The sequence below is a fragment of the Leifsonia sp. Root227 genome, from assembly GCF_001428745.1.
Taxonomy (GTDB): domain Bacteria; phylum Actinomycetota; class Actinomycetes; order Actinomycetales; family Microbacteriaceae; genus Leifsonia.
The window spans coordinates 797894-822680 of the sequence record NZ_LMIO01000002.1 but is presented as its reverse complement, the minus strand read 5'-3'; the positions used below and the strand labels follow the sequence as shown (position 1 = coordinate 822680).

The window sequence follows — 24787 nt, the reverse complement described above, 5'->3', positions numbered from 1 at the left end:
CCTCAAGGAGAAAACACCATGGCATTGTCCACCGAAGAAGTTCTCGCCGGCCTGGCCGAGCTCATCAACGACGAGACCGGCATCGCGACCGACACTGTCGAGCTGGGCAAGTCGTTCACCGACGACCTGGACATCGACTCCATCTCGATGATGACCATCGTGGTCAACGCCGAGGACAAGTTCGACGTCAAGATCCCGGACGAAGAGGTCAAGAACCTCAAGACCGTCGGCGACGCCGTCGAGTTCATCGTCAAGGCTCAGGCCTAACCCCGCACGAGAAACGTCCCTCGCGGTCGGGACCGGCTCGGCACCCCCGATGTCCGGTCCCCCGCGGTTGGCCGCGCCATGAGCGCGTGCCGTGTTCCATCTACGGAGAGTTGCCGTTATGACCAAGAAGATCGTCGTCACCGGCGTGGGCGCAGCGTCGCCCCTCGGTGGCACAGCTGCTGAGAGCTGGAAGGCGCTGCTCGCCGGCGAGTCCGGCGCCAGCACCATCGAGAAGGAGTGGGTCTCCGAGCTGGAGCTCCCCGTCACGTTCGCCGCTCAGGCGAGGGTCGACGCCGCCTCCGTTCTCCAACGCCACGAGGTCAAGCGCCTCGACCCGTCGAGCCAGTTCGCCCTCATCGCCGGGCGCGAGGCGTACGCCGACGCAGGCTCCCCCGAGGTCGAGCCTGAGCGGCTCGCCGTGGACTGGGCCACCGGCATCGGCGGCGTCTGGACCCTGATCGACGCATGGGACACCCTGCGAGAGCGCGGCCCGCGCCGCGTCATGCCGATGACCGTCCCAATGCTCATGCCGAACGGCCCTGGGGCAGCGATCGGCATGGACCTGCACGCCCGTGCAGGCATCCGCACCGTCGTGTCGGCGTGCGCGTCCTCCACGGAGTCGATCGCGAACGCATACGACCACCTGCAGCAGGGCCTCGCCGACGTCGTCATCGCCGGAGGCTCCGAGGCGGCCATCCACCCCCTGCCGATCGCGTCCTTCGCCGCGATGCAGGCGCTGTCAAAGCGCAACGACGACCCGGCGACCGCGTCCCGACCGTACGACGTCACGCGTGACGGCTTCGTGCTCGGAGAGGGCGCCGCGGCACTCGTGCTCGAGACCGAGGAGCACGCCAAGGCGCGCGGCGCGAAGATCTACGCCGAGCTCGTCGGCGGCTCTGTCACCAGCGACGCGTACCACATCACCGCTCCGGACCCAGAGGGTTCGGCGGCCGCTCGCGCGATGATCGCCGCGGTCGAGGGCGCTGGAGCGTCGCTGTCCGACGTCGCGCACATCAACGCGCACGCCACGAGCACGCCGGTGGGCGACATCGCCGAGTACAACGCGCTGCGTCGCGTGTTCGGCGACCTGCTGGAGGGCATCCCCGTGTCGGCGACCAAGGCATCCACCGGTCACCTCCTGGGCGGCGCCGGCGCGATCGAGGCGTTCTTCACGGTCATGTCGCTGCACGAGCGCGTCGCGCCGCCGACGATCAACCTCACGGAGAAGGACCCGGAGATCCCGCTCGATGTCGTCACCTCGCCGCGCAAGCTCGGCGACGGCGACCTGCTGGCCATCAGCAACTCGTTCGGCTTCGGCGGCCACAACGCCGTCGTCGCGTTCCGCTCGGTCTGATCCGGACCGAGGCTGCACGCACGAAGGCCCCGACCGGTTCACCCCGGTCGGGGCCTTTCGCGTTTCACCGCGTGCGGGCGGCAGCGCATGATGCCTGGGCCGGCCCGCCGCGGGAGTCTGTCGCGGACCCTCTCGGTCAGCCGACCTTGTGCAGCCAGACCACACTGGTCTCGTCGCTGGCGTGCCGGAACGGCTCGAGTTCGTCGTCCCAGGCCTGTCCGAGAGCGAGTCGCAGCTCGCGGTGCAGCTCGCGGGCGTTGGCTCCGGCGATCTCCATGGCGTAGCGGACCCTGTCCTCCGGCACGACCATGTTGCCCGCCGTGTCGGTCTGGGCGAAGAAGATCCCGAGGTCGGGGGTGTGCATCCATCGGCCGCCGTCGCTGCCGAGCCCCGCGTCCTCCGTGACCTCGAAGCGCAGGTGCTCCCAGCCGCGCAGGGCGGAGGCGATGGCCGCGCCCGTGCCCTGGGGGCCTTCCCAGAAGAACTCGGTGCGCTGGGCGCCCTTCAGCACCGGCTGCGACTCCCAGGTGAAGTTCACGGCGCGACCGATAGCGCGTCCCGCCGCCCACTCGATGTGGGGGCAGAGCGCGCCAGGGGAAGAGTGCACGTAGAGCACTCCTCGACTTGCGTGTGCCGCCATGATGTCCTCCGTTCGATTGGATGCGTCTTCCCCAACGACCAATCGGCGGTACTCACCGGCAGAGTGTGAAATTGTGGACCGTAACGGTCTCTTCTGTGAATTATGCCGCAGAAACCCCGCATGTCACAAGATTGCAACGGTTTGGCTGCGGCGTGGCGGCGGAACGGAATAGCATACCGAGTATGTCGGTTCAGAATGGCTTCCTCGCCCTGCTCACCCAGGGCGCAGCATACGGCTCGCAGCTGCAGAGCGAGTTCCTGGCGCGAGCGGCGCACCGCCGCCAGCTCAACGCCGGTCAGGTGTACTCGACGCTCGACCGGATGGTCGACCAGGGCCTCGTGCAGCCAGCGGGCACCACGGACGACGGCCTCCCGCTCTACGCCCTCACGGCCGACGGCGCCGCGGCGGCCGAGGAGTGGCTGACCTCGGGGCCCGTGGATGCGCGCCCGGACTGGGATGAGATGCAGGACCAGGTGCTCATCGCCGCGTCCCTCTCCGGAGCCGACGCGCCCGCGGTGGTCGCCGACTACCGTGCGGCGTTCTCCGAGCGCATCCGCGAGCTCAGCCATGACGCGGACTCGCGCGCCATCCTCGCAGCGAACCGCGCCGCGGAACTGGGAGCGCGCGCCGCCATCGAGTGGCTCGACGAGGTCGCCTCGACGCTCACCGCGCATCCGAACGCGCTGCTGCGCGCGCGCTCCCCCGAGCGCCCCCGCAGAGGCCGCCGCCCCGCCTGACCCGCTGACCCCGTCCCCGTCCCCGTCCCCGAAACAATCGAGTCCGGAGTTGTTCACACGACACGCCGGGGGCGGATAGGAACAACTCCGGACTCGATTGTTTCGGGGACGGGGTGGCGGGACGGGGGTCAGTGGAGGAGCTGGCCGGCCTTGTTGAGGACGTTCTTCTCGCCGGCCTCGATGGGGACCGCGAAGCGGTTCTGCGCTGGCGGCAGCGGGCAGTTGAAGTTGTAGCTGAACGCGCAGGGCGGCAGCACGGCGAGGTTGAAGTCGAGCGTCACGGTGCCGTCCGGGTTCGGAGCCACGAACAGGAACCGGCCGACGGAGTACGTCGACTCCCCGTTGGTGCTGTCCGCGAAGACGAGCTGCAGGGCGCGCCCTGCCTTGAACGCGGCGAGGTTGTATTCGACGCCGTCCTTACTGAACGTGATCTCGCCGGGGATCACCTTCTCGCGGGTGCTTCCGTCGTCCTTCAGGTGCTCGAAGCCGACCGTCTTGCCGCCCTCGATCGGTGAGAACTGCGCCTGGATGATCCACTCCGGGTTGAAGTCGAAGGCGTCGATCGAGCCGAACTCCTGGATCGCCTCCGAGTTGGAGTCCCAGACCCGCAGCGCGTAGTCGCCGTCCTCGCTGGCGATCACGAAGCCGGTCACGGTGTCGCTGAACACGATCTCGCTCGGAGCCGCGTCATCCTTTCCGCGCACGATCGCTTCGCCGTCGACGAGCGTGCCGTCGACCACGATCCCGTCGGCCGCCGTCGCGACGACCTTCAGGCCGGACTGACCCTTCGGAAGCGGGGCCCACAGCCCGGGGATGCCCCACACCGGCTGTGCTTCGGCGTCCGGGTCCCCGGTGATCCACTGGGTGTTCACCAGCGCCAGGTTGCCCTTCGGAGCCGTCACGGCCTGCTCGCGGCGATGGCGGTACCTGGCCAGGATGTCGCGGGGGTCTGCTGGCGCTGTGGCGGTGTCTGTCATGGTCTCCATCCTCGGTCAGATCACCCACCACAACCAACTCCGACACAGCTTCATTCCGTGTCTCGCGGCGCCCGGCTCACTTCGCCTCGGCGTAGCTGTCCACCACGGCGGCCGTCACGGGGAACTCGACGGGGAATCCGCCGAACAGCAGGCGCCCGGCCGCCGCCGCCGAGGCGACCACCGCATCCGCCGCCTGCTGCGCGAGCTGGGCCGGGGCGTGCACGATCACCTCGTCGTGCAGGAAGTACACCAGATGGGGACTCTCCAGCAGTGGTCCGTCCGCGCCGAGCACGGTGAGCCGCTTGCGCAGGTCGGCCATCCAGCACAGCGCCCACTCCGCCGCGCTCGCCTGCACGACGAAGTTGCGCGTGAACCTGCCCCAATCGCGCGCCTGGCTGCGGGCGCGTCGCTCGTCCGCATCCGTCGACTCCGGCGCGGACGCCGCCGCCTGGGTGGCCGCCCAGGAGCCGCCCGGCCGTGGCGAGCTGCGGCCCAGCAGCGACGTGACCACCTCGCCGCGCTCCCCCGCCCGCGCGGCCTCCTCGACGAGCCGGATCGCCTGCGGGAACGCCCTGGTCAGCCGCGGCATCAGCCTGCCGCTCTCCCCCGTCGTCGCGCCGTACATCGCGCCGAGCATCGCTACCTTCGCCTGGGCCCGCTCCTCCACTGCGCCGGACGCGACGATGCCCTCGTACAGGTCTTTCCCCCGCCCGGCCGCCGCCATCGACTGGTCACCGGACAGACCGGTCAGGATGCGCGGCTCCAACTGCGCGGCGTCGGCCACCACCAGCTTCCAGCCAGGATCGGCGACCACCGCTCCCCTCACCTGCTTCGGAAGCTGCAGCGCGCCGCCGCCGCGCGTCGCCCAGCGCCCGGTGACGACGCCGCCGGGCACGTAGTCGGGATGGAACCGGCCGTCGCGCACCCAGGTGTCGAGCCAGGTCCAGCCGTTGGCGGTGAGCAGGCGGGAGAGCTTCTTGTATCGCAGCAGCGGAGGGATGGCCGGGTGGTCGACATCGCGGAGCTCCCACGAGCGTGTCGACGTCACCATGAGGCCGGCCCGTTTGAGCGCGCGCAGCACCTCCGGCGGACTGTCCGGGTTGAGGTCGGGGCTCTCCAGTTCGGTGCGAAGCTCCGCAGCGAGGGCGTCGAGCATGGCCGGCCGTCCAGCGGCCGGCCGGGGACCGAGCAGATCAGTGAGCAGCGCGTCATGCCGTTCTGCGCTGTACGGCAGTCCGGCGAAGCGCATCTCAGCGGCGATCAGCGCCCCGGCGGACTCGGCCGCGAGCAGCAGACGCAGTCGGCCGGGGCTCGTGCTGCCGTCGACCGCTGCGCGCTGCGCAAGGAACTCCTCGAGCGCGGACGGTGCCGCATCCTGCCGGTCGTGCTCGTCGAGATCGAACAGCGCAGTGTGAGCGGCAGGCTGCTCCTCTGCGAAGGCGGGAAGGGCGTCCCACAGCCCGAGCGGAGCCGTCGCGAGCGCTGAGCCGGACGAGAGCGACGACATCCGGAGGATCGTGTGGCTCAGCTGGAGGTCGTCGCAGCGTTCGATGCGCACGCCTGCGGCGAGCAGCGGCGGATACCAGGCACGGGTGTCGCTCCACGCCCAGCGTGGACTCTCCCGCTCTTCGGCACGGACGAACCCGGCCAGCGCGGCGGCCTGGATGGTCTCCTCGCCGACCACCACACCGCCCGCGTCGACCCTGGTCGCCAGAACGCTGCCGGGCGACGGCCGGTCGAGTACGAGGTGCACGCATCCATTCTGCGGCCGGCGTGCGACACTCCGTGACGCGTCTTGCCAGCGACGGGGAAGGTGAGGATACTTCACACAACGACGATGCCGACCCGAAAGGCGATCGACGATGACCGCATACCTGCACGACAGCCAGGGCACCTGGATCGCGTACCGGATCGACGACACAGGACGGTTCCTGTTCAACCCGGACGGAGACTGGATCGGCTGGTTCCCCTGGAACGACGACGACGTGGTGACCCCGGGCGGGCACTACCTCGGCACTGTCGTGGGCGACCGCCTGCTCACCGACACCGGCCACCCCTTCCGCGGAACGCCTGACTACCCCGGCGCACCTCGCTATCCCGGCCAGGTGAGCTACCCCGGCGCTGCGGCGTTCGTCAGCATGCCCGTCGGGTACCAGGACGTCGCAGGCTCGTTGCTCTGGCCACGCATCGCCTCCTGAGGCTTGGGTAGCCCGCAGGCCGCCGTCAGAAGCTCAGACCGCTTTTAGACGCTCAGACCGCGCCATCAGGCGTTCAGTCTGCCAGCCCCACCAGGCGCGCCCGCAGCTCCGGCCACGCGGCTGCGAACCCTGGATGCAGCGGCAACTCCGTCACGCCGCCCACCTCCACCCAGCGCAGCTCGATGCTCTCCGGGTCGGCCACCAGCGCCTCGAACGGCCGAACGGCTTCTGCGACGACGGTCGTGTACGACCAGAACCCGAGGTCGAGGACGCTCGTGAACAGCACGGCCACCGCATACCCTGGCACGGACGCTTCCTCCGCCGCCTCGCGCAGAGCGCCGTCGACAGCGGACTCGCCCTCGTGCCGCGCGCCACCCGGCAGCCCCCAGGTTCCGCCGAAATGACTCCAGTCCGCCCTGTGCTGCAGCAAGATGCCGCGCCGGTTGTCGTGGACGAGCAGACCGGCCGCTCCGAAACGGCCCCAGAACCGCTGACCGTCCGGACCCTCGACCCACGCATCGCCACTGTTCACCCCTCCACGTTAGTCGCCGTGGATTGCGGGCTTGTCACACGGTGTCACGGTTCTAGGGTGATGCCATGACCCTCGAACGCTGGCACCGCATCACCGAATGGCCGCTCACCGGCGCGGCCGCCCTCTTCCTCGTCGCGTACGCCTGGGAGGTCATCGCCGACCTCTCCGGTCCGTCGCTGATCGTCGCCGAGACCGTCATCTGGCTCACCTGGGGCGTGTTCCTCGTCGACTACTTCGTGTGTCTCTGGCTGGCGCCGAATCGCTGGCGCTGGTTCTACACGCACCTGTTCGATCTGGCGATCGTCGTGCTGCCGATGCTGAGACCACTGCGCCTGCTGCGGCTCGTCACGATCCTCTCCGTGCTGCAGCGCACCGCCGGCGCCGCGTTCCGAGGCCGCGTGGTCGTGTACGTGGTCGGTGCGGGCGCCCTGCTGGTGTTCACGGCGGCGCTGGCGGCACTGGATGCGGAACGCCACGCCCCCGGGGCGCACATCAACACGTTCGCGCGCGCGGTCTGGTGGGCGTTCGAGACGATCTCGACGGTCGGCTACGGCGATTTCACGCCGGTCACCGAGGTGGGCCGACTGGTCGCCGTCGGGTTGATGATCGGCGGGATCGCGATGCTGGGCATCGTGACGGCGACCCTCGCATCCTGGATCGTCGAACGCGTCGCGCAGACCGAGATCGACACCAGGGCCGCCACGCGCGGCCAGATCAAAGCCCTGTCTGCGCAGGTCAGCGAGCTGCGCGAACTCCTCGAACGGAAGTCCGCCTGATGCCGGGCGTGCGCAGTGCCGGCATCCTGCTCTACCGTCGGCGGGCGACGGTAGAGGTGTGGATCGCGCACATGGGTGGGCCGTTCTGGGCGAGGAAGGACGAAGGCGCCTGGTCGATTCCGAAGGGCATCGTCGAGGCGACAGACCTCGACGGGGAGCTCGCGGCCGCCCGACGCGAGTTCGAGGAGGAGATCGGATCTCCCGCGCCGGACACGGCGTACGCATCGCTCGGCGACTTCCCGCTCTCCTCCGGCAAGAAGGTCGCGGTGTTCGCGGCCGAGGCGGAGGCGTTCGCGCCGAAGACGGTCACGAGCAACGCGTTCGAGTTGGAGTGGCCGCCGCGCTCGGGGCGCATCCAGTCGTTCCCCGAGATCGACGACGCGCGCTGGACGCCGATCGAGCTCGCGCGCAGCAAGCTCACGAAGGGCCAGCGCCCCATCCTCGACGCGTTGCTCGGGCACCTCGGCGGCGCCGGATCCTAGGCCCGACGTCGGCCGCTCCGGGGTGGCGAAATGGTCAGCGTCCGCTGTATGGTCAGTGCATGCTGACCATTTCTTCCCGCCTCGACGTGATGAACCGCCTCGGACGAGCGATGGCCGACCCCACCCGCTCCCGCATCCTGCTCGCGCTGATCGAGCAGCCTGGTCATCCGGGCGCGCTCGCCACGGAGCTCGGTCTGACCCGCTCGAACGTCTCGAACCATCTCGCCTGCCTGCACGGCTGCGGCATCGTGGTAGCGGTGCCGAGCGGCAGGTCGACCCGCTACGAGATCGCCGACCCGCACCTCACGCGGGCGCTGACGAGCCTGGTGGATGTGGTCCTCGCGGTCGACGACGGCGAGCCGTGCGCCGACGAGCACTGCGACGTGCCACTGTGCTGCGGACCCGGCGCGGCGGTGGACGTCTCCGTGGAAGCGGGCGCGACGGCGTGAGCGCGACCGCCGCATCCACTGGCCGCCCGATCGACCCAGCGCGCACGCGCACGCTGCAGCGCCGCATCCGCTGGGTCGTCGCGGTCACGATCGGCTACAACGTGGTCGAGTCCGTGGTCGCCATCGCGGCGGGGACCGTGGCGTCGAGCGCCGCGCTGATCGGATTCGGGCTCGACTCCGTCGTCGAAGTGCTGTCCGCTGCGGCCGTCGCCTGGCAGTTCTCCGCCGCCGATCCGGAGAGTCGTGAGCGCACGGCGCTGCGCGTGATCGCCGTCTCGTTCTTCGGCCTCGCCGCGTATGTGACCGTCGACAGCGCCCTGTCGCTGCTCGGGATGCGCGAGGCGGCGCACAGCCCCGTCGGTCTGGTTCTCACAGCGGTCAGCCTCCTGGTGATGCCGCTGCTCAGCTGGTTCGAGCGTCGCACAGGGCGAGAGCTCGGCTCGGCCTCCGCAGTCGCCGACTCGAAGCAGACGCTGATCTGCAGCTACCTCTCCGCCGCGGTCTTCCTGGGGCTCGCCCTCAACGCGCTGTTCGGCTGGGCCTGGGCGGATGCGGTGGCCGGCCTCGTGATCGCGGCGTTCGCGGTGCGCGAGGGAGTCGAGGCGTGGAAGGGTGACGCGTGCACGGTGCCGGTGAGCGAGCTGACGGGCGAGAGCTGATCGGCGAGACCTGACCGGCGGGAGCTGACCATCAACCGCCGCGGATCGGCTCCGGCGCGTGCAGGAATGTGAGCACGATCGCCGGGACGAGCACCGTCGCGACCATACCGACGACCGGAGCCACCCATGCTCGCTCCCGCGCACGGCTGAACGCCAGCACGAACGCCGCAATCGCCGCCAGCGGAACGGGGAGCACCGCACCGAGGAGTGCGAGCTGCGGGACCGGCCGCACCCTGGACAGACCGAACAGCCCGTCCCCGCCCACCGCGAGCGACAGCTGCAGCACGCACGAGGCCACCGCCAGCGCGACGACCACGTGCGCGCACACCAGCAGTGCTGCGACGACGCCCGGATGACGCTGCGCGAAACTCACCGTCCCACCGTATTGACGCGCCGCTCCCCGCGCATCCACCGCCAGGATGAGGTCCCCCACCGGCGAATCCGACTCCTCGACAACCCGTCGAGAGCGCCGCTAGCCTGAGCACACGTATCGCTGGTGACACGGAGGTGGGCTGTGGGGCACGTGGTGGCGACGGGGGCCGGAAGGGCCATGATGGATCGGCGGAACGATCCGACGCACGACTACATCCTGGGGTTGACCGGCACGGAGCGGCCTCGCGTGCTGTTCCTCGGCACGGCGACCGGAGACGATGCCGCGTACATCGTGAGCTTCTACTCCACCTACGATTCCGACCGGTGCGCCCCGCACCACCTGCCGCTGTTCCATCGCGCCGTCGAGGACCTCGCCGGGTTCGTCCGCGGTTTCGACGTGATCCACGTGGGCGGCGGCAACACGGCCAACATGCTCGACGTGTGGCGACGGCAGGGCCTCGACATGATCCTGCGGGAGCTGTGGGACGACCCTGCGTCCAACGTCGTCTTCACCGGTGGCAGCGCTGGCGGCATCTGCTGGTTCGAGGGCGGAACGACCGACAGCTACGGCCCGCCGCTGCGGGTGCTCCCCGAGGGCCTCGGCTTCCTTCACGGCAGCTTCTGCCCGCACTACGACGCCGAGGACCAACGGAAGCCGCTGTTCCACGCCGCGCTGCTCAGCGGAGAGCTCAGCACCGGGTACGCCGTCGGGAACCTCCAGTCGCTGCACTTCGACAGCAGCGGCTTCGTCACCGCCATCAGCCCCGTGGATGCACCGCTCGCCGTGCGCGTCGAAGCGATCGACGGCCAGATCGTCGAGACACCGCTGCCCACCCGCATCCTGACCGGCTCTGCGCCCGTCACCGCTGGACCGTCGTCGTGAACGACAACGTGTGGGTGCTCGTCGCGCAGCTCGTGGTCGTGGTCGCCGCGATCTACATGGGCACCCGCACCAGCGGCATCGGGCTCGGCGTGTGGGGGCTCGTCGGCGTCGCCGTGCTCGTCTTCGGCTTCGGAGAGGCGCCGGGCAGCGCCCCGGTGGATGCGGTCTTCATCGTCATCACGGTCATCACCGCCGCATCGACCATGCAGGCAGCGGGAGGCATCGAGTGGATGGTGTCCGTCGCGGCCAAGGTGATCAGGCGCCGCCCACGCTCCGTGGTGTTCCTCGCGCCGGCCATGTCGTTCCTGTTCACAGTCGGAGCGGGAACCGGCAACATCTTCTACCCGCTGCTCCCGGTGATCTACGACGTGTCGTACCAGCAGAAGATCCGCCCCGAGCGCGCCCTGTCGGTGTCGGCTGTGGCGTCCCAGGTCGGCATCCTCTGCTCCCCGGTGTCGGCGGCGACCGCCTCGATGGTGGTGCTGCTCGCACCGCAGGGCGTCGATCTCGGCGGGCTCCTGCTGATCATGTGGCCCGCATCCATCGCCGGGCTCTTCGTGGCCGCGCTCGTCATGATGCGCCACGGCAAGAACCTGGAGGACGACCCGGTGTTCCAGAAGCGCCTCGCCGACGGTCAGATCCAGCCGCCCACCGAGGACGCCCACGACCAGAAGCTCCCGCGCACGGCCGTGCTGTCCGCGGCCATCTTCCTCGTCGGGGTCGGCGTGATCGTGTTCTTCGGGCTGTTCGAGGGGCTGCGCCCGGTGATCGGGACCAACGACGACGGCAGTCCGCTCCGGCTTAGCGTGACGGTGATCATCGAGGTGACGATGGGCGTCATCGCCGCGCTGATCTTCCTGCTCTGCAAGGTCAAAGCCTCTGACGTGCCGAAGCAGGCCACGTTCCCTGCCGGGATGGTCGGCGCCATCGCGCTGTTCGGGATCGCGTGGCTGGCCAACACGTTCGTCGCGGCGAACCAGAAGCTCATCGTCGATGGGCTCGGCTCTGTGGTGTCCGGCTCGTCGGCCTTCCTCGGCGCCGTGCTGTTCGCCATCGCCCTGTTCGCGGTGGCGATGCTGACCACCAGCCAGTCGAGCGCCACCAACGCCATCGTGCCCATCGGCATCACGATCGGGCTGCCTGCTGCCCTTCTGGTCGGCCTGTGGCCGGCGACGATGGGCATCTACACGCTCCCGGCCAACGGCAGCCAGGTGGCGACGGTGGCGTTCGACCAGACCGGCACCACCAAGATGGGCCGGTTCGTCGTCGACCACTCGTTCCAGCTCCCGAACCTGGTCTACATCGGGGTCGCCATCATCGTCGGAGTCGCGCTGTCGTTCGCGTTCGCCTGACGGCGTTCTCATCGCCCTCGGCGGTCTCATCGCTGTCGGCGGTGCCGTCGTTCTCGACCACCGTCGGCCGCCCTGGATACCATGCAGCATGGCTATCAAGTTCGAGAACGTGGGGATCGCCGTGCGCGACCTCGAAGCGACCATCTCCTTCTTCACCGACCTCGGTCTCACCGTGCTCGGCCGCGACACGGTCAGCGGCGAGTGGGCGGACACCGCTGTCGGCCTCGACGGCAACCACGCCAAGATCGCGATGCTGCAGACCCCGGACGGCAGCGGCCAGCTCGAACTGTTCGAGTATCTCCACCCGGATGCGATCGAGACCGAGCCGACGCTCCCCAACGAGATCGGGATGCACCGCGTCGCCTTCTCGGTCGACGACATCGACGCCGCCCTCGCCATCGCCGCGAAGCACGGCTGCTACCCGCTGCGCGGCGTGGCGACGTATCAGGACGTCTACAAGCTCAGCTACCTCCGCGGGCCGAGCGGGATCATCGTGATGTTCGCGGAGGAGCTCAAGAAAGGCTGACCGCGCGGATGCGGCCTCAGCGCTTCCTGCCGCTGGCGGATGCGCTGAGGCACTGAGCCACGCACCCGGCGTCGGTAGGGCGGACGGGACTTGAACCCGTGACCGGCGGATTATGAGTCCGATGCTCTAACCAGCTGAGCTACCGCCCCGTGTGCCCGTTCAGTCCGTGCTGGGCACTGGTGGGGCCGATTCCGTCACAGGGTCGGCCACCGGCTCACCACGATACAGGCTTTCGAAGGTGCTGATCGTCGTCTGGATGTCGTGCGCGGCGACGATGCGGAGCGACGCGTTCTTGAGCACGTCGAGCTCCTCCTGCGGCAGGGTGAGGACGTGCTCGAGGCGGTCGGCGAGGTGCTGTGCGTTGCCTGGCTCGAAGAGGTAGCCGTTCTCGCCGTCGTGCACGAGGTGCGGGAGCGCCATCGCGTTCGCCGCGACGACCGGCAGCGCGGAGGCCATCGCCTCCATCGTCGCGATCGACTGCAGTTCGGCGATCGACGGCATCCCGAACACGGTTGCGCGGGTGTACGCCTGGCGCAGTTCCTCGTCGGTCACATAGCCGGTGAACGTCACCCGGTCGGCGATGCCGAGCTGTTCGGCGAGGGACTGCAGGTTCTTGAGCTGGTCGCCACCTCCGACGATCTCGAGCTGCGCATCCAGATCGGACGGCAGCAGCGAGACGGCCTTCAGCAGAACGTCGATCTGCTTCTCCCCCGTCACGCGCCCGACGAACAGGATGCGGTTGCCGGTGCGCGGCGTGAAGTCCGGCGTGTAGTTGTGGGCGTCGATGCCGCAGGAGATCGCGTGCACGTTGCGCAGTCCGGTGTACTTCTCCAGGAACTGAGCGGCCTTCGCCGTCGGGGTCGTGACCGCTTCTGCACGACCGAACGTGCGGCGCGCCGCCTTCCAGGCCAGGCCTATCGCGTAGTCCTGGATGAACCGAGGCAGGAGCGTGAACTCCAGCATGTTCTCCGGCATGAAGTGGTTCGTGCCGATGATCCGGATGCCGCGCTTCTGCGCCTCCTGGGAGAGCCCGCGGCCGACGACGATGTGCGACTGGAAGTGCACGACATCCGGCTTCACCTCGTCCAGGATGCGCGCGCTGTTCTGCTTGATCCGCCACGGGATCGCGAACCGCAGCCAGTCGTGCGGGTACCAGCGCCAGCTGTACAGCCGGTGCGCCGTCATCTTCTGGCCCTCGTGCTCCTCGACCCAGGTGCCGTGCTTGCGGCTGGCCGCCGGCGCGACGATGTGGACGTCGTGCCCACGGGAGACGAGCCCTGCTGCGAGCCGCTCGGCGAACCGCGCCGCGCCGTTGACGTCGGGGGCGAACGTGTCGGCCCCGATCACGACGGTCAGCGGCTTCTTGGCCGGAACGGGGGGCTGGGCGGGCGTACTGCTCGGCTGTCCGCTCGTATCGGGCACGTGGTGAATCCCTACGTTAGTGGGCCGGGATGGTGAATCCGGCGACGGTGTTCGCTCGCCGATCGGGGCCCGACCGGCTGATTCAACGGCCTAGTCTAAGCCGGAATCCGTTGTTTTGTCGGCAACCGCTGCAGCGACCGGCGCGGCGGAGGCCGCCTGCGGGTGGTGTTTCGCGAGCTGGAAGACGCCGTAGATGGCGACGGCGCCGGACAGGACGAAGCCGACCATGGCCCACCAGGGCGCCCCTGCGGCCTCGTCGAGGATGACGATGCCGATGGTCACCGCGACCAGAGGGTCGACCACCGTCAGGCCCGCGATCACCAGATCGGGAGGCCCGGACGAGTACGCGTTCTGCACGAAGTACGCGCCCAGGATCGCGGCCGCCAGCAGCGCCACGATGCAGAGCACCAGCAGCCAGTCCCATTCCTGCCGGGAGATGCGGTCGATGACCACCTTGGCGAGAGTCGCGACGAAACCGTAGAGCACACCGGCGCCGATGATGTAGATGATCGCCTTGAACCTGGCGCGCAGGAAGTAGAACAGGGCGCCGAAGGCGAGCAGCACGACGGCGAGGATGATCAGGATCTCCACGAGCGCCTGCGTCGTCACGGGCCGGTCGCGGGCGTACACCGCGGCGATCAGCACGAACGCACCGACACCGCCCACGCAGAGGCTCACCGCGATCACCGACCGGTGGTTGAGCTTCACCCCGCTGACCCTGGCGTTCAGGATGCTCGTGATGACGAGCCCGACGACGCCGAGCGGCTGCACCAGGATGATCGGCGACAGCTTCAGGCTGACGAGCTGGAAGACGATGGCGAGACCGAGCAGCACCGTGCCGATGACCCACGACGGGCGGGCGAGCAGCAGGCCGAGCTGACGGAGGTTGAGGCCGGACTGCGCATCCTGCGTGTTGGCCTCGACCTTGGCGACGCCGTGGTGCTGGAGCTGGGCCCCGATGGAGAGGAAACACGCGCCGATGAGCGCGATCGGGATGCCCAGGAGCTGACTCGGCTCATAGGCCAGGTCGAGCGCATCCATCAGTTCCGTACCCACCCCACGACCCTATCCAGTTTCCCCCCGATATTCTTGCTGAATGGCCGTCCTTCCCATCCGGATCACCGGAGACCCTGTCCTGCACGCACCAGCCGCTCCCGTCACGGAGTTCGACGACGCGCTGCGCACCCTCGTCGACGACATGTTCGAGACGATGGACGCCGCTCCCGGCGTCGGTCTGGCCGGCCCGCAGGTCGGCGTCCCTCTCCGCTTGTTCGTGTTCGGCTGGACGGACGACGACGACGTGCTGCACCGCGGCGTCGCCGTCAACCCGGTGCTGTGGATCAGTCCGACCGGTATCGGCGAGCTCGACGAGGACGCAGAGGCGGAGGGCTGCCTGTCGTTCCCCGGCGAGCGGTTCCCGCTCCGCCGCGCTGAGAGCGTCATCCTGGAGGCCGTCGACCTCGACGGCACGCCGTTCGAGATTCGCGCAGACGGCTGGCTGGCGCGCATCTTCCAGCACGAGTTCGACCACCTGGACGGTGTGCTCTACGTCGACAGGCTGAGCCACCCGTTCGCCAAGGCGGCGAAGAAGGTGCAGAAGAAGAACTCCTGGGGCGTCCCTGGGCTCAGCTGGCTGCCTGGCCGCGACCACCTGGACGACTGAGCCGGCGCGCCGGGCGTCGCGTCGACCGGGCGGTCACCGCCCCAGGTCGACCCCGTGCACTCCGTTGTGGAACTTCAGCGCAGGGAACACCACGGACAGAGAGAACCCGACGCCGGGAACAGTGGATGCGTTCAGCACCCCGCCGAACAGCGCAGCACGTTCGCGCATCCCGGTGAGCCCTGCCCCGTCGTACGTCTCGGTGAGGGCGCGCAGGTCCTCGTCGATCGTGTACTGCGTCGCCTGGTCGACCGCCTCCCCGGCGAGCCCCATCCTGCGCGCAGCAGAGCGGATGCCGTCGTCGTCGACGCTGACCTGCAGTCCGTCGCCCGTCCAGGTGAAGCCGATCGCGACCGCTGTGCCAGGACCGCCGTGCTTGAGTGCGTTCTCCAGGCTGGACTGCAGGATGCGGAACACCGCGAGCTCCGCGCCCTGTCGGAGCTCGAAGCGGTCGCCGGACTCGGTGAACGTGACGTCGAGCCCGGCGTCCCGCATCACCCGGAACAGGTCGCGGGCCGAGTGCAGGCTGGGCTGCGGCATCGCAGCGCTCTCGCCGTCGCGGACGACGGTCTGGATGCGCCGCAGATCGCCGAGCGCATCCCGTGCGGAGGTCTCCAGCGCCGGGACTGCGCGTGCCGCGGCCTCCGGATCGGAGACGGCGGCGTAGCGGACGCCCTCTGCCTGCGACGCCAGGCGGGAGACCGACTGGATGGCCACGTCGCCGAGTTCGCGCACGATGCGGAACCGGCCGGCCTGCTCGGCCAGCTCCAGTTCCCTGTCGATGCGGTCCCGCTCGCTCTCCTCGCGCCGGCCACTCAGCCGCGCGTGCGAACGGCGGGAGCGCAACCACAGCACGAGGAAGACGACGGCGGCGACGAGGAGCGCGGCTCCGGCGATGGCGAGCACGAGCACGAGGCTCCTGGCGTCTGCCGTTGACAGAGCGTTCATGGCCAATCCTTCCGGCCGTGACGGGGGTCTTCGGCCCGGACGATCATATCCGTCCGCGCGCCCCCGCGCTTTTCGTGCCGCCGTCGCCGGTCCGGCCTGCGCTACTGCCCGGCGGGACGGTTGGCGCGGAGCACTTCGAGCCGTGCGCGGTACTCGACCTCGTCGATGTCGCCCTGTGCGAAGCGCTCTGCGAGGGTGGCCTCGGCCGAACGCGAGCCGGCGGCACCTCCCCAGCCTCGGCCGTATCCAGGGCCGTAGCCCGCAGCGGCGGCCCGGCGCCAGCGGCGACCCGCGAACACGAAGATCAGGACGAAGACAGCGATCCAGAACAGCGGGATGAGGAGGAACAGGAAGCCGAACCCTCCCGCCCACGGGCCGACCCAGTGGGCGGCGACGGTGGTCGCGGCGATGGTGCTGAGCATGATGATTCCAATCGTGACTGCGGTCCGCGTCGGATGCGAACCGTCCCCATCAGCCTCGCCGGATGCGGCCTGAAGCGAATCGGCCCGGCGGAGTGAATGTCCGTACTCCCGTGGGACGAACGATGCGCGGCAGTCCTGCTACTGCCACCCCGGCTGCACGAGCCCGCTCTCGTAGGCGAGCACCACCAGGTGCACCCTGTCGCGCGCATCCAGTTTCTGCATGATGCGGGAGACGTGCGTCTTCGCGGTGAGCGGGCTGAGGTAGAGCCGTTCGCCGATCTCGCCGTTGCTCAGCCCCTGGCCGACGAGCGCGAGCACCTCGCGCTCCCGTTCGGTGAGCGCGTCGAGGGCCGTGCTCGGCGGCGCCGGCCGCAGCCCGCCTGCCACGCGTTCGAGGAGCCGTTTGGTGACGCCAGGCGACAGCAGCGCGTCCCCTGCGGCAGCGACGCGCACCGCCCGGATGAGGTCGACCGGCTCGGTGTCCTTCACCAGGAATCCGCTCGCGCCCGCCGTGATCGCCTGGGCGACGTACTCGTCGAGCTCGAAGGTGGTCACGATCACGATGTGCGTGTCTGCCAGCTCGGGGTCGCGGACGATCTCCTCCGTGGCCCACAGCCCGTCGCCGTCCGGCATCCGGATGTCCATGAGCACCACGTCCGGCCGCTGCAGCTTCGCCAGGGCGACGGCGTCTCGGCCGGTCGCGGCCTCGCCGACAACGTCGATGCCGTCCTCGGCCTCCAGCAGTGCCCGGAAGCCGGCGCGCACGAGGTGCTGGTCGTCGGCCAGCAGCACCCGGATCACAGCAGCACCCGGATCACGCGGCGCCCGCCGTCCTGATCGGGATGCGGGCGGTCACGGTGACTCCCCCCGCCTCCTCGGAGACCGCCTCGAACCTGCCACCGAGCAGCTCGGCGCGCTCGCGCATCCCGAGCATCCCGCCGCCGAGGTCGTCGTCGTCCGGCAGGCCGCGACCGTCATCGATGACGGAGACGACGTACTCGCGGTCGTCCTGGCCGAGTGCGATCCAGACGTGCGTCGCCTGCGCGTGCCTGCCGATGTTCGTCAGCGACTCCTGCACGATCCGGTACACCGCGAGCTGGATCGCCGGCGCCGGGACGGTGGTGAGCGTGTTCTCGTACCGCACCTCGAGCCCTGCACGCCGGTAGGTCTCCACCAGCACAGGGATCCGGTCGATGTCCGGCTCCGGCGCCCTGGCGGCCCCGTCGCCCTCCGAGCGCAGGAAGCCGAGCACTCCCCTGACCTCCTCCAGCGCTTGCCCGCTGGTCGCCCTGATGGCCTCCAGGCTCTCCCTGGCCTTGTCCGGCCGAGAGTCGAACAGATGCAGTCCGACACCGGCCTGCACGCTGATCTGAGAGAGCGAGTGCGCGAGCACGTCGTGCAGCTCCCTCGCGATGCGCAGCCGCTCCGCCTCCGCTGCGGACTCCCGCCGCGCGGCGATCGTCCGAGACAGCTCGCGGTAGCGCTCCCGCCGGTTCCGGATCGCCTCGCCGACGCCGACCAGCAGCAGCAGGATGAGCGCGACGATCAGCGGCCGGATGATCGCGGTCGGCTGCACGCTCAGCAGATACGCCGCGAGCGGCCCGAGCACGGCGAGCCCTGCGAGGGTCCACCACGCCCACACCCGCGCCCCGCGCACGACGGCGCTGACCACGGCGAAGGCGAGCGGCACGGCCGCGAACGGCGGACCGGCGCTGACGGCGATGGCGGGCGCGCAGAGAGCCCCGATCACCGCGACGACGACACCGGGATGCTTCCTGGCCGCGAGGAGGACGAAGGACGACGCGAAGGCGACGAGCACGAACGCCAGCGAGAGCGCATCCCGTCTGGCGTCGTGGATGGCGATGACGAGGCCGGGCACCTGGATGAGGGCGGCGACCACGACGGGGAACCAGCGGGCAGCAGGGGGCCGGGGACGGTTGGTCCAGCCGCGTTCGGCGCGCGCGAGCCGTGCTTGCTCATCCGCGCTCCAGGCCATCCGTCCATGCTAACGAGCGGCGCTGAACGCGACGACCGCCGCAGGGAGGTTCACGGCTACTCCCCCGGGAGTACACGGCAGCACGCCGTGTATGCCCGCCGCGACATATGCGCTCCGGTTAACGAGGAAACCCCCGAACTTCCGGGGAAGTTCGGGGGTTCAACGCTCCCCGACTTGGACTCGAACCAAGAACCTGCCGGTTAACAGCCGGCTGCTCTGCCAATTGAGCTATCGAGGAATGCTTGAATCAGCGTAGCTACTCTAGCAAGGAATCCGCGGCCAGCAAAAATCGGCCGGGACGCCCGCGCGCGTCGCTCGCTGACGCATGGTTCGTCAGTAGCCTTCCGACGGATCGACCACCCCGACGAACCGGCCGTCTTCGAGGAACGCGTGCACATTGAGGCGGATGCGCTCGGCCAGCAGCGGCGCCGTCATCTCCGGCGTGTCCGCCTGGTGCGGCGTGATGAGGCAGTTGGGCTCGTCCCAGAGCGGGTGCCCATCCGGCAGCGGCTCTGGGTCGGTCACGTCGATCCCGGCGCCCGCGATCGCGCCGGAGGCGAGGGCGGCCACGAGGGCGTCGCTGTCGACAAGGCCGCCGCGAGCGATGTTGACCAGGTATGCGGTGTCCTTCATCGCCGCGAACTCCGGCGCACCGAACAGGTGGCGTGTGCCTCCGGTGAGAGCGGCGGCGATCACCACGACGTCGGCGTCGGGAAGCACTTCGGCCAGACGGTCGGCCGTCACGGTGCGGCTCGCGCCGGCGACGGGGTCGGTGGAGCGGCGGACGATCGTGATCTCCGTCCCGAACGGTTCGAGCAGCTTCATCAGCTCCAGCGCGATCCCTCCGGCGCCGACGATCACCACCCGCAGCCCATACAGCGAGCGGCCCTCCTGCTCGGCGGCCCAGGAGCGTGCGACGACGCGCTTCGGCAGGACGCGCAGCATTGCCAGCGTGAGGGCGAGGGCATGCTCGGCGACCGGCTGCGCATAGGCGCCCTTCGCACTCGTCCAGATGAGGCCAGGCCTGTCCTCGGCGGCGAGGATGTCGGCGAACGCGTCGACCCCGGCGTACGGCAACTGCACCCAGCCGATCTGCGGATGCGTTTCCAGCGTCTCCGCGAGCCCGCGCGCATCCCGGTAGGTCAGCCAGACCAGGCCACGCGTCGCGTCTGAGAGCTCTGCGACCGCGCCTCCGCCGGCGTGCACGGCGTCGACGAAGGTCTGCTCCTCTGTCGGCATGATGGCGATGGGGCCCGGCTCCGGCCGTTCGTCTGCTGGCAGAGCCTCCGCCTCGACGGCGAGGACGGCTCTGTGCTGCCGCACGGCGGCGGGAGCAGCGGTGTTGTCGGCGGTCATCGGTTCTTCTCCGAACGTCTCGGGCGTCGCTCGGTGCGACGCTGCGGTGGTTTCAGTGCCTTCGCGAGCCCGTCGACGAAGGGATGCTGCGGGTCGGCCAGCACGTCCTCGATCGGCCCGTAGCCGACGACGCGGCCGCCCTGCAGCACGATGGTGTTGTCGCTCGCCCTGCGGAGCACGGACAGATCGTGGCTGACCAGCACGGCAGAGAACCCCTCGTGGTCGCGAAGCTGGGCGAGCAGGTCGATCACAGCGTCCCGCACCGTCGCGTCGATGCCGGCGGTCGGCTCGTCGGCGACGAGCACGGACGGGCCGAGCACCAGCGCGCGGGCGAGCGCGACGCGCTGACGCTGCCCTGAGCTCAACTCGTACGGGTACTTGTTCAGCACGCTGAGCGGCAGGTGCACCGTGTCGAGCATGGTCGCAGCCCGCTCACCGGCGGCGCGCCTGCTGTAGTGCTCGTCGCGCTCGAAGATCGGCAGGGCCACGTTGTCTGAGATGGTCAGCGAGGGTTCGAGGGTGTTCGCCGCATCCTGTGCCAGATAGCCGACGTGAAAAGTGACCTCTGCGACATCGCGCTTCTTCGCCTTGCGCAGCGAGGTGCCGAGCACGGTCGCGTCTCCCCCGCTGATCCGCGGACCGGGCTCGGAGGCGCGCAGCGGAAGGCCGCGGCCGGCCAGGATCGCCGCCAACGTCGACTTGCCTGAACCGGTCTCACCCAGAACGCCGAGCACCTCCCCCGTCTCCACGCGGACGTTGATTCCGCGGAGGGCGACGCAGGAGGCGCTCGGGCCCCGCGCTGGGTATTCGACGGACAGGTCGCTGACGACGATCGCGGGGTTGGAACTCACACAACGACCCTAGGCGCTCTCCGCTCGCAAAGCGCGCAGGGCTTCCCGCCGGTCGGCCTGTTCGATCGGATCCGGCACGGGGAGCGAGGCGAGCAGGCGCTGGGTGTACGCCTGCTGCGGGTTGCCGAGCACCTGCGCGCCCGTCCCCTCCTCGACCAGCTTCCCGCGATGCAGCACCGCGATCCGGTCGGCCAGGATGTCCACGACGGCCAGGTCGTGGCTGATGAACAGCGCGGCGAACCCGAACTCCCTCTGCAATTCGGCGAAGAGCTCGAGCACGCGCGCCTGCACGGAGACGTCGAGAGCAGACGTCGGCTCGTCGGCGATCAGCAGGGTCGGCTCCAGGGCGAGCGCCCTGGCGAGGCTGGCACGCTGGCGCTGACCGCCGCTCAGCTCGTGCGGGAACCGGTCGCCGTAGCTCTTGGGGAGCTGCACGGCTTCCAGCAGGTCGTCCACCCTGCCCCGCGCATCCGCCGGGCTGGACGCGCGCCCGTGCACGACGAGCGGCTCCGCCACGCAGTCCGCGATGGTCAGCAACGGGTTGAAGCTCGACGCCGGGTCCTGGAACACGAACCCGATGTCGCTGCGGACCGGCTTGAACTGCCGCTCCTTCACCCCGTTCATCTCGTGGCCGAGCACCCGCAACGAGCCGCCGGTGACCCGGTTGAGCCCGCCGATGGCGCGGCCGATCGTGGTCTTGCCCGACCCGCTCTCCCCGACCAGGCCGAGCACCTCGCCTGCGCGGATCTCGAAGTCGACGCCGTCCACCGCCACGAAACCAGGGCGACCGAGCCTGCCGGGATACTGGATGCGCAGCCCCTCCGCCTTCACAACGGGAACAGCGTCGTCCCAGTCGGCGCCCCGCGCCGCAGCCCTGTCCTGCGTGGACGAGAGTCCCTGCCCGATCTTCGGAACGGAGGCGAGCAGCCTCTTGGTGTAATCCGCCTGCGGGGAGGCGAACAGCGCGCGGGCGTCCGCCTCCTCGACCAGCTTGCCCTGGTACATCACGGCCACGCGGTCGGCAAGGTCGGCGACGACGCCCATGTTGTGCGTGATGAGCACGATGGCGGCGCCGAACTCGTCGCGGCAGCGTCGAAGCAGGTCGAGGATCTCGGCCTGCACGGTCACATCCAGTGCCGTCGTCGGCTCGTCCGCCACGATCAGACCGGGGTTCAGAACGAGCGCCATTGCGATCACGATGCGCTGCTTCTGGCCGCCGGAGAACTGGTGCGGGTAGTACTTGACCCGCTTCTCCGGCTCCGGGATACCGACCCGTTGCAGGATCTCGACCGCCTGCGCCTGTGCGGCCTTCTTCGAGATCTTGCTGTGGGCGCGCAGGCCCTCCGCGATCTGCCAGCCGACCGGATACACCGGGTTGAGCGCGGTGGACGGCTCCTGGAACACCATGGCCACGTCCGTGCCGCGCACCTCGCGGAGCTGCCGCTTGCTCAGGCTGATGACGTCCGCCTCGCTCTGGCCGTCCTTGCTGCGCAGGATCACGGCGCCGGAGGCCGTGGCGGTCTCCGGCAGCAGGCCGAGGATGGTCTTGGCCGTGACCGTCTTGCCGCTGCCGGACTCGCCGACGATGGCGAGCACCTCGCCAGGGGCGACCCGCAGGGACACATCGTCGACGGCCTTCACAGCGCCGGCGTCGGTGGAGAACGAGACCACCAGGTTGTCGATCTGTACGACGTCGCTCATGGCTTGACCTCGATTCCGTGTTCGTCGAATGATTCCCCGCCCTCGAGGCCGTCGATCCCTCCTGGGCCGGCGTCCAGCGTTCCACCGGGGACGACGGAAGTCTCCGCGACCGTTCCCGCCGCCTGAGCGACGGCACGGCGACCGCGGAGCCTCGGGTCGGCCAGGTCGTTCAGGCTCTCGCCGACGAGGGTGATGCCGAGCACCACCAGCACGATGGCGACGCCGGGGAACACCGCGGTCCACCAGATGCCGCTCGTCACATCCGACAGCGCCTTGTTGAGGTCGTAGCCCCACTCCGCTGCGGCGGTCGGCTCGATGCCGAAGCCGAGGAAGCCGAGTCCCGCGAGCGTCAGGATCGCCTCCGACGAGTTGAGCGTGAAGATCAGCGGCAGGGTGCGGGTCGAATTGCGGAGCACGTGCCGGAACATGATGCGGCTGTTGCTCGCGCCGACCACCTTCGCAGACTCGACGTACGCCTCCGCCTTGATCCGCACCGCCTCGGCGCGGATGACGCGGAAGTACTGCGGGATGAACACCACGGTGATCGAGATCGCCGCGGCCAGGATGCCGCCCCACAGGTTCGACTGGCCGCCGCTGATGACGATGGCCATCACGATCGCCAGCAGCAGCGACGGGAACGCGTAGATCGCGTCGCAGACCACCACGAGGATCCTGTCCAGCCAGCCGCCGAAGTAGCCGGAGACGAGACCGAGGAAGATGCCGACGAAGATCGACAGGATCACCGCGACGATGATCACGGAGATCGCGGTCTGCGCTCCCCAGATCGTGCGCGAGAACACGTCGTAGCCGCCGACGGTCGTTCCCCAGATGTGGGCGCCGCTCGGCGGCTGCTGCGAGCCGAACTGCCCGCTCGCATCGCGCAGCTGGGCGAAGCCGTACGGCGCGATCAGCGGGGCGAAGATCGCGACCAGGATGAAGACGCCGGTGATCACGAGGCCCGCCACGAGCATCCCGCGCTGCAGGCCGACGCTCTGCCGGAGCTGGTGGACGATGGGGAGCCTGTCCAGAATGCTGCGCTTCGCCATCTCAGTACCTCACTCTCGGGTCGATGAGCGCCGCGATGATGTCGACGATGAAGTTGGTGAGCGCCACGACGACGGCAAGCAGGGCGACCATGCCCTGCACGGCGACGAAGTCGCGCGCCTGCAGATAGTGCGCGAGCTGGAAGCCAAGGCCCTTCCACTCGAACGTCGTCTCCGTCAGCACCGCGCCGCCGAGGAGGAGCGCGATCTGCAGGCCGATCACGGTGATGATCGGGATGAGGGCCGGCCGGTATGCGTGCTTGCGCACCAGCCGGAACTCGCTGACGCCGCGCGACCTGGCCGCATCCACGTAGTCGGTGGAGAGCGTGCCGATGACGTTGGTGCGCACCAGCCGCAGGAACACGCCGGCGGTGAGCAGGCCGAGCGCGACGGCGGGCAGGATCGCGTGCGTGAGCACGTCGGCGACCACGGCGGGGTCGCCGGTCTGGAACGCGTCGATCAGGTAGATGCCCGTCTTGTTGGGCAGCAGTTGCATCTCCAGCTCCGAGCTGGTGGATGCGCGCCCGGCGACGGGAAGCCAGTTGAGCCAGATCGAGAACACCAGCTTGAGCAGCAGACCGGCGAAGAACACCGGCGTCGCGTAGCAGAGGATCGCGAACACGCGGAGGGACGCGTCCTGGCCCTTGTCGCGGAAGTACGCGGCCACCATGCCGAGCGGGATGCCGACGATGAAGGCGACGATGAGCGCGTAGAACGCGAGCTCCAGCGTCGCCGCACCATAGGTGAGCAGGATCTGCGTGACCGGCTGGTGGTCGGTGAAACTGGTGCCGAAGTCGCCGCGCAGGATCTGCCCGAGGTAGTCGAAGTACTGCACGATCAGGGGCCGGTCGTACCCGGCCTCATGGATGCGCTGCTGCAGCTGCGCGGGAGGCAGCTTCCCTCCGAGCGCCGCGGTGATCGGGTCGCCGGTTGAGCGCATCAGGAAGAAGACGAGGGTGACGAGGATGAAGATCGTCGGGATGATCAGGAGGGCGCGGACCAGGATGTACCGGCCGAGGCCGCCTCCCGATCGCCGCTGCTTCGTCCTGGTTCGTTCTGGACCGGGCGCTGCTGGCGCGGCCGGGCCGGTGACAGTCGCTGTCATGGAAGCCAATCGTGGGTGGTTCGAGGAGGGGCGGCCCGCGTCGTGCGGACCGCCCCCGGTCGGCTAGTTGGCTAGCCTG

The 24787-nt window shown here is 69.4% G+C and carries 28 protein-coding genes and 2 tRNA genes; 12 read left to right on the top strand and 18 right to left on the bottom strand.

Annotated elements, in window-relative coordinates:
- Positions 1-18 precede the first annotated feature (18 nt).
- Complete coding sequence (locus ASE16_RS08805; RefSeq protein WP_055893767.1) at positions 19-267, top strand: acyl carrier protein; 249 nt, start codon at positions 19-21, stop codon at positions 265-267.
- A gap of 118 nt (positions 268-385) precedes the next feature.
- Complete coding sequence (locus ASE16_RS08800) at positions 386-1621, top strand: beta-ketoacyl-[acyl-carrier-protein] synthase family protein (protein ID WP_055893764.1); 1236 nt, start codon at positions 386-388, stop codon at positions 1619-1621.
- Between the two features lie 136 nt (positions 1622-1757).
- Here ASE16_RS08800 and ASE16_RS08795 read toward each other — a convergent pair whose 3' ends face one another.
- Positions 1758-2261, bottom strand: coding sequence for a DUF3145 domain-containing protein (locus ASE16_RS08795; RefSeq protein ID WP_055893761.1), 504 nt, complete (start codon positions 2259-2261; stop codon positions 1758-1760).
- A gap of 182 nt (positions 2262-2443) precedes the next feature.
- Between ASE16_RS08795 and ASE16_RS08790 the strand changes: the two genes are divergently transcribed.
- Positions 2444-2998 (top strand): PadR family transcriptional regulator, encoded by a 555-nt coding sequence (locus tag ASE16_RS08790; RefSeq protein ID WP_055893757.1) that lies wholly within the window; start codon positions 2444-2446, stop codon positions 2996-2998.
- 128 nt (positions 2999-3126) lie between these two features.
- On the opposite strand, the gene ASE16_RS08785 is transcribed toward ASE16_RS08790, so the two are convergent.
- Positions 3127-3975, bottom strand: coding sequence for a DUF1684 domain-containing protein (locus ASE16_RS08785; protein WP_055893753.1), 849 nt, complete (start codon positions 3973-3975; stop codon positions 3127-3129).
- A 76-nt stretch (positions 3976-4051) separates the two neighbouring features.
- Positions 4052-5728, bottom strand: coding sequence for a bifunctional 3'-5' exonuclease/DNA polymerase (locus ASE16_RS08780; protein ID WP_055893749.1), 1677 nt, complete (start codon positions 5726-5728; stop codon positions 4052-4054).
- 109 nt (positions 5729-5837) lie between these two features.
- Between ASE16_RS08780 and ASE16_RS08775 the strand changes: the two genes are divergently transcribed.
- Complete coding sequence (locus ASE16_RS08775; protein ID WP_055893746.1) at positions 5838-6173, top strand: hypothetical protein; 336 nt, start codon at positions 5838-5840, stop codon at positions 6171-6173.
- Between the two features lie 73 nt (positions 6174-6246).
- On the opposite strand, the gene ASE16_RS08770 is transcribed toward ASE16_RS08775, so the two are convergent.
- Entirely contained in the window at positions 6247-6705 is a 459-nt protein-coding gene (locus ASE16_RS08770; RefSeq protein ID WP_055893743.1) for an NUDIX domain-containing protein, read from the bottom strand.
- A 65-nt stretch (positions 6706-6770) separates the two neighbouring features.
- Here ASE16_RS08770 and ASE16_RS08765 point away from each other — a divergent pair, with 65 nt between their 5' ends.
- Genes ASE16_RS08765 through ASE16_RS08750 form a run of 4 tightly spaced genes read left to right on the top strand, consistent with a single transcriptional unit; the run spans position 6771 to position 9071 of the window.
- Positions 6771-7481, top strand: coding sequence for a potassium channel family protein (locus tag ASE16_RS08765; RefSeq protein ID WP_055893740.1), 711 nt, complete (start codon positions 6771-6773; stop codon positions 7479-7481).
- Entirely contained in the window at positions 7481-7963 is a 483-nt protein-coding gene (locus ASE16_RS08760; RefSeq protein WP_055893738.1) for an NUDIX domain-containing protein, read from the top strand. Before ASE16_RS08765 ends, ASE16_RS08760 begins: the two co-directional genes overlap by 1 nt.
- A 59-nt stretch (positions 7964-8022) precedes the next feature.
- Positions 8023-8412, top strand: coding sequence for a Cd(II)/Pb(II)-sensing metalloregulatory transcriptional regulator CmtR (gene cmtR, locus ASE16_RS08755; protein WP_055893735.1), 390 nt, complete (start codon positions 8023-8025; stop codon positions 8410-8412).
- The gene (locus tag ASE16_RS08750; RefSeq protein WP_055893731.1) at positions 8409-9071 is read left to right on the top strand and encodes a cation diffusion facilitator family transporter; all 663 of its coding nucleotides are present in this window, start codon (positions 8409-8411) and stop codon (positions 9069-9071) included. Before cmtR ends, ASE16_RS08750 begins: the two co-directional genes overlap by 4 nt.
- A 31-nt stretch (positions 9072-9102) precedes the next feature.
- Here the strand turns inward: ASE16_RS08750 and ASE16_RS08745 are convergent, their stop codons facing one another.
- A complete protein-coding gene (locus tag ASE16_RS08745) occupies positions 9103-9504 on the bottom strand; it encodes a hypothetical protein (protein ID WP_055893725.1) in 402 nt (133 codons plus the stop codon).
- A gap of 63 nt (positions 9505-9567) precedes the next feature.
- On the opposite strand from ASE16_RS08745, the gene ASE16_RS08740 reads away from it, so the two are divergent.
- From ASE16_RS08740 to ASE16_RS08730, 3 genes are all read left to right on the top strand, one after another.
- Positions 9568-10326 (top strand): peptidase E, encoded by a 759-nt coding sequence (locus ASE16_RS08740; protein ID WP_321164241.1) that lies wholly within the window; start codon positions 9568-9570, stop codon positions 10324-10326.
- The gene (locus ASE16_RS08735; protein ID WP_055893718.1) at positions 10323-11678 is read left to right on the top strand and encodes an anaerobic C4-dicarboxylate transporter family protein; all 1356 of its coding nucleotides are present in this window, start codon (positions 10323-10325) and stop codon (positions 11676-11678) included. Before ASE16_RS08740 ends, ASE16_RS08735 begins: the two co-directional genes overlap by 4 nt.
- An 88-nt stretch (positions 11679-11766) precedes the next feature.
- Positions 11767-12204, top strand: coding sequence for a VOC family protein (locus ASE16_RS08730; protein WP_055893714.1), 438 nt, complete (start codon positions 11767-11769; stop codon positions 12202-12204).
- Between the two features lie 75 nt (positions 12205-12279).
- Here ASE16_RS08730 and ASE16_RS08725 read toward each other — a convergent pair.
- The 3 genes from ASE16_RS08725 to ASE16_RS08715 all read right to left on the bottom strand — a co-directional run bounded on the left by ASE16_RS08725 (position 12280) and on the right by ASE16_RS08715 (position 14682).
- A tRNA-Ile gene (locus tag ASE16_RS08725) sits at positions 12280-12353 on the bottom strand.
- Positions 12354-12363: 10 nt separating this feature from the next.
- Positions 12364-13626, bottom strand: coding sequence for a glycosyltransferase (locus tag ASE16_RS08720; protein WP_055893709.1), 1263 nt, complete (start codon positions 13624-13626; stop codon positions 12364-12366).
- 90 nt (positions 13627-13716) lie between these two features.
- Positions 13717-14682: a DMT family transporter gene (locus ASE16_RS08715; protein WP_055893704.1), complete on the bottom strand. Its 966-nt coding sequence runs from the start codon at positions 14680-14682 to the stop codon at positions 13717-13719.
- Between the two features lie 40 nt (positions 14683-14722).
- Here ASE16_RS08715 and def point away from each other — a divergent pair, with 40 nt between their 5' ends.
- On the top strand, positions 14723-15289 hold the full coding sequence (gene def / locus ASE16_RS08710; protein ID WP_055893700.1) for a peptide deformylase: 567 nt from the start codon (positions 14723-14725) through the stop codon (positions 15287-15289).
- Between the two features lie 33 nt (positions 15290-15322).
- Here def and ASE16_RS08705 read toward each other — a convergent pair whose 3' ends face one another.
- The 10 genes from ASE16_RS08705 to ASE16_RS08660 form a co-directional block, all read right to left on the bottom strand.
- Positions 15323-16234, bottom strand: coding sequence for a sensor histidine kinase (locus tag ASE16_RS08705; protein WP_235500425.1), 912 nt, complete (start codon positions 16232-16234; stop codon positions 15323-15325).
- A 101-nt stretch (positions 16235-16335) separates the two neighbouring features.
- Positions 16336-16656, bottom strand: coding sequence for an SHOCT domain-containing protein (locus ASE16_RS08700; RefSeq protein WP_055893697.1), 321 nt, complete (start codon positions 16654-16656; stop codon positions 16336-16338).
- A gap of 138 nt (positions 16657-16794) precedes the next feature.
- Positions 16795-17457 carry a response regulator gene (locus ASE16_RS08695; RefSeq protein WP_055893693.1) on the bottom strand — a complete coding sequence of 221 codons (663 nt, stop codon included), beginning with the start codon at positions 17455-17457 and terminating at the stop codon, positions 16795-16797.
- Positions 17458-17470: 13 nt separating this feature from the next.
- The gene (locus ASE16_RS08690) at positions 17471-18652 is read right to left on the bottom strand and encodes a sensor histidine kinase (RefSeq protein WP_055893689.1); all 1182 of its coding nucleotides are present in this window, start codon (positions 18650-18652) and stop codon (positions 17471-17473) included.
- A gap of 165 nt (positions 18653-18817) precedes the next feature.
- Positions 18818-18890 (bottom strand) — tRNA-Asn (locus ASE16_RS08685).
- Between the two features lie 95 nt (positions 18891-18985).
- Positions 18986-20008: a D-isomer specific 2-hydroxyacid dehydrogenase family protein gene (locus tag ASE16_RS08680; RefSeq protein ID WP_082581322.1), complete on the bottom strand. Its 1023-nt coding sequence runs from the start codon at positions 20006-20008 to the stop codon at positions 18986-18988.
- Entirely contained in the window at positions 20005-20859 is an 855-nt protein-coding gene (locus tag ASE16_RS08675; protein WP_055893686.1) for an ATP-binding cassette domain-containing protein, read from the bottom strand. The genes ASE16_RS08680 and ASE16_RS08675 overlap by 4 nt, the downstream gene beginning before the upstream one ends.
- A 9-nt stretch (positions 20860-20868) precedes the next feature.
- A complete protein-coding gene (locus ASE16_RS08670) occupies positions 20869-22560 on the bottom strand; it encodes a dipeptide ABC transporter ATP-binding protein (RefSeq protein ID WP_055893682.1) in 1692 nt (563 codons plus the stop codon).
- Positions 22557-23606, bottom strand: coding sequence for an ABC transporter permease (locus ASE16_RS08665; protein ID WP_055893677.1), 1050 nt, complete (start codon positions 23604-23606; stop codon positions 22557-22559). Before ASE16_RS08665 ends, ASE16_RS08670 begins: the two co-directional genes overlap by 4 nt.
- Before the next feature lies 1 nt (position 23607).
- Positions 23608-24708: an ABC transporter permease gene (locus ASE16_RS08660; RefSeq protein WP_055893674.1), complete on the bottom strand. Its 1101-nt coding sequence runs from the start codon at positions 24706-24708 to the stop codon at positions 23608-23610.
- Positions 24709-24787: the final 79 nt, after the last annotated feature.

Coding starts and splice junctions, on each gene's coding strand:
- ASE16_RS08805 (WP_055893767.1), top strand. CDS start 19: ATGGCATTGTCCACCGAAGAAGTTCTCGCCGGCCTGGCCGAGCTCATC.
- ASE16_RS08800 (WP_055893764.1), top strand. CDS start 386: ATGACCAAGAAGATCGTCGTCACCGGCGTGGGCGCAGCGTCGCCCCTC.
- ASE16_RS08795 (WP_055893761.1), bottom strand. CDS start 2,261: ATGGCGGCACACGCAAGTCGAGGAGTGCTCTACGTGCACTCTTCCCCT.
- ASE16_RS08790 (WP_055893757.1), top strand. CDS start 2,444: ATGTCGGTTCAGAATGGCTTCCTCGCCCTGCTCACCCAGGGCGCAGCA.
- ASE16_RS08785 (WP_055893753.1), bottom strand. CDS start 3,975: ATGACAGACACCGCCACAGCGCCAGCAGACCCCCGCGACATCCTGGCC.
- ASE16_RS08775 (WP_055893746.1), top strand. CDS start 5,838: ATGACCGCATACCTGCACGACAGCCAGGGCACCTGGATCGCGTACCGG.
- ASE16_RS08765 (WP_055893740.1), top strand. CDS start 6,771: ATGACCCTCGAACGCTGGCACCGCATCACCGAATGGCCGCTCACCGGC.
- ASE16_RS08760 (WP_055893738.1), top strand. CDS start 7,481: ATGCCGGGCGTGCGCAGTGCCGGCATCCTGCTCTACCGTCGGCGGGCG.
- cmtR (WP_055893735.1), top strand. CDS start 8,023: ATGCTGACCATTTCTTCCCGCCTCGACGTGATGAACCGCCTCGGACGA.
- ASE16_RS08730 (WP_055893714.1), top strand. CDS start 11,767: ATGGCTATCAAGTTCGAGAACGTGGGGATCGCCGTGCGCGACCTCGAA.
- def (WP_055893700.1), top strand. CDS start 14,723: ATGGCCGTCCTTCCCATCCGGATCACCGGAGACCCTGTCCTGCACGCA.
- ASE16_RS08705 (WP_235500425.1), bottom strand. CDS start 16,234: ATGAACGCTCTGTCAACGGCAGACGCCAGGAGCCTCGTGCTCGTGCTC.
- ASE16_RS08700 (WP_055893697.1), bottom strand. CDS start 16,656: ATGCTCAGCACCATCGCCGCGACCACCGTCGCCGCCCACTGGGTCGGC.
- ASE16_RS08690 (WP_055893689.1), bottom strand. CDS start 18,652: ATGGCCTGGAGCGCGGATGAGCAAGCACGGCTCGCGCGCGCCGAACGC.
- ASE16_RS08680 (WP_082581322.1), bottom strand. CDS start 20,008: ATGACCGCCGACAACACCGCTGCTCCCGCCGCCGTGCGGCAGCACAGA.
- ASE16_RS08670 (WP_055893682.1), bottom strand. CDS start 22,560: ATGAGCGACGTCGTACAGATCGACAACCTGGTGGTCTCGTTCTCCACC.
- ASE16_RS08665 (WP_055893677.1), bottom strand. CDS start 23,606: ATGGCGAAGCGCAGCATTCTGGACAGGCTCCCCATCGTCCACCAGCTC.
- ASE16_RS08660 (WP_055893674.1), bottom strand. CDS start 24,708: ATGACAGCGACTGTCACCGGCCCGGCCGCGCCAGCAGCGCCCGGTCCA.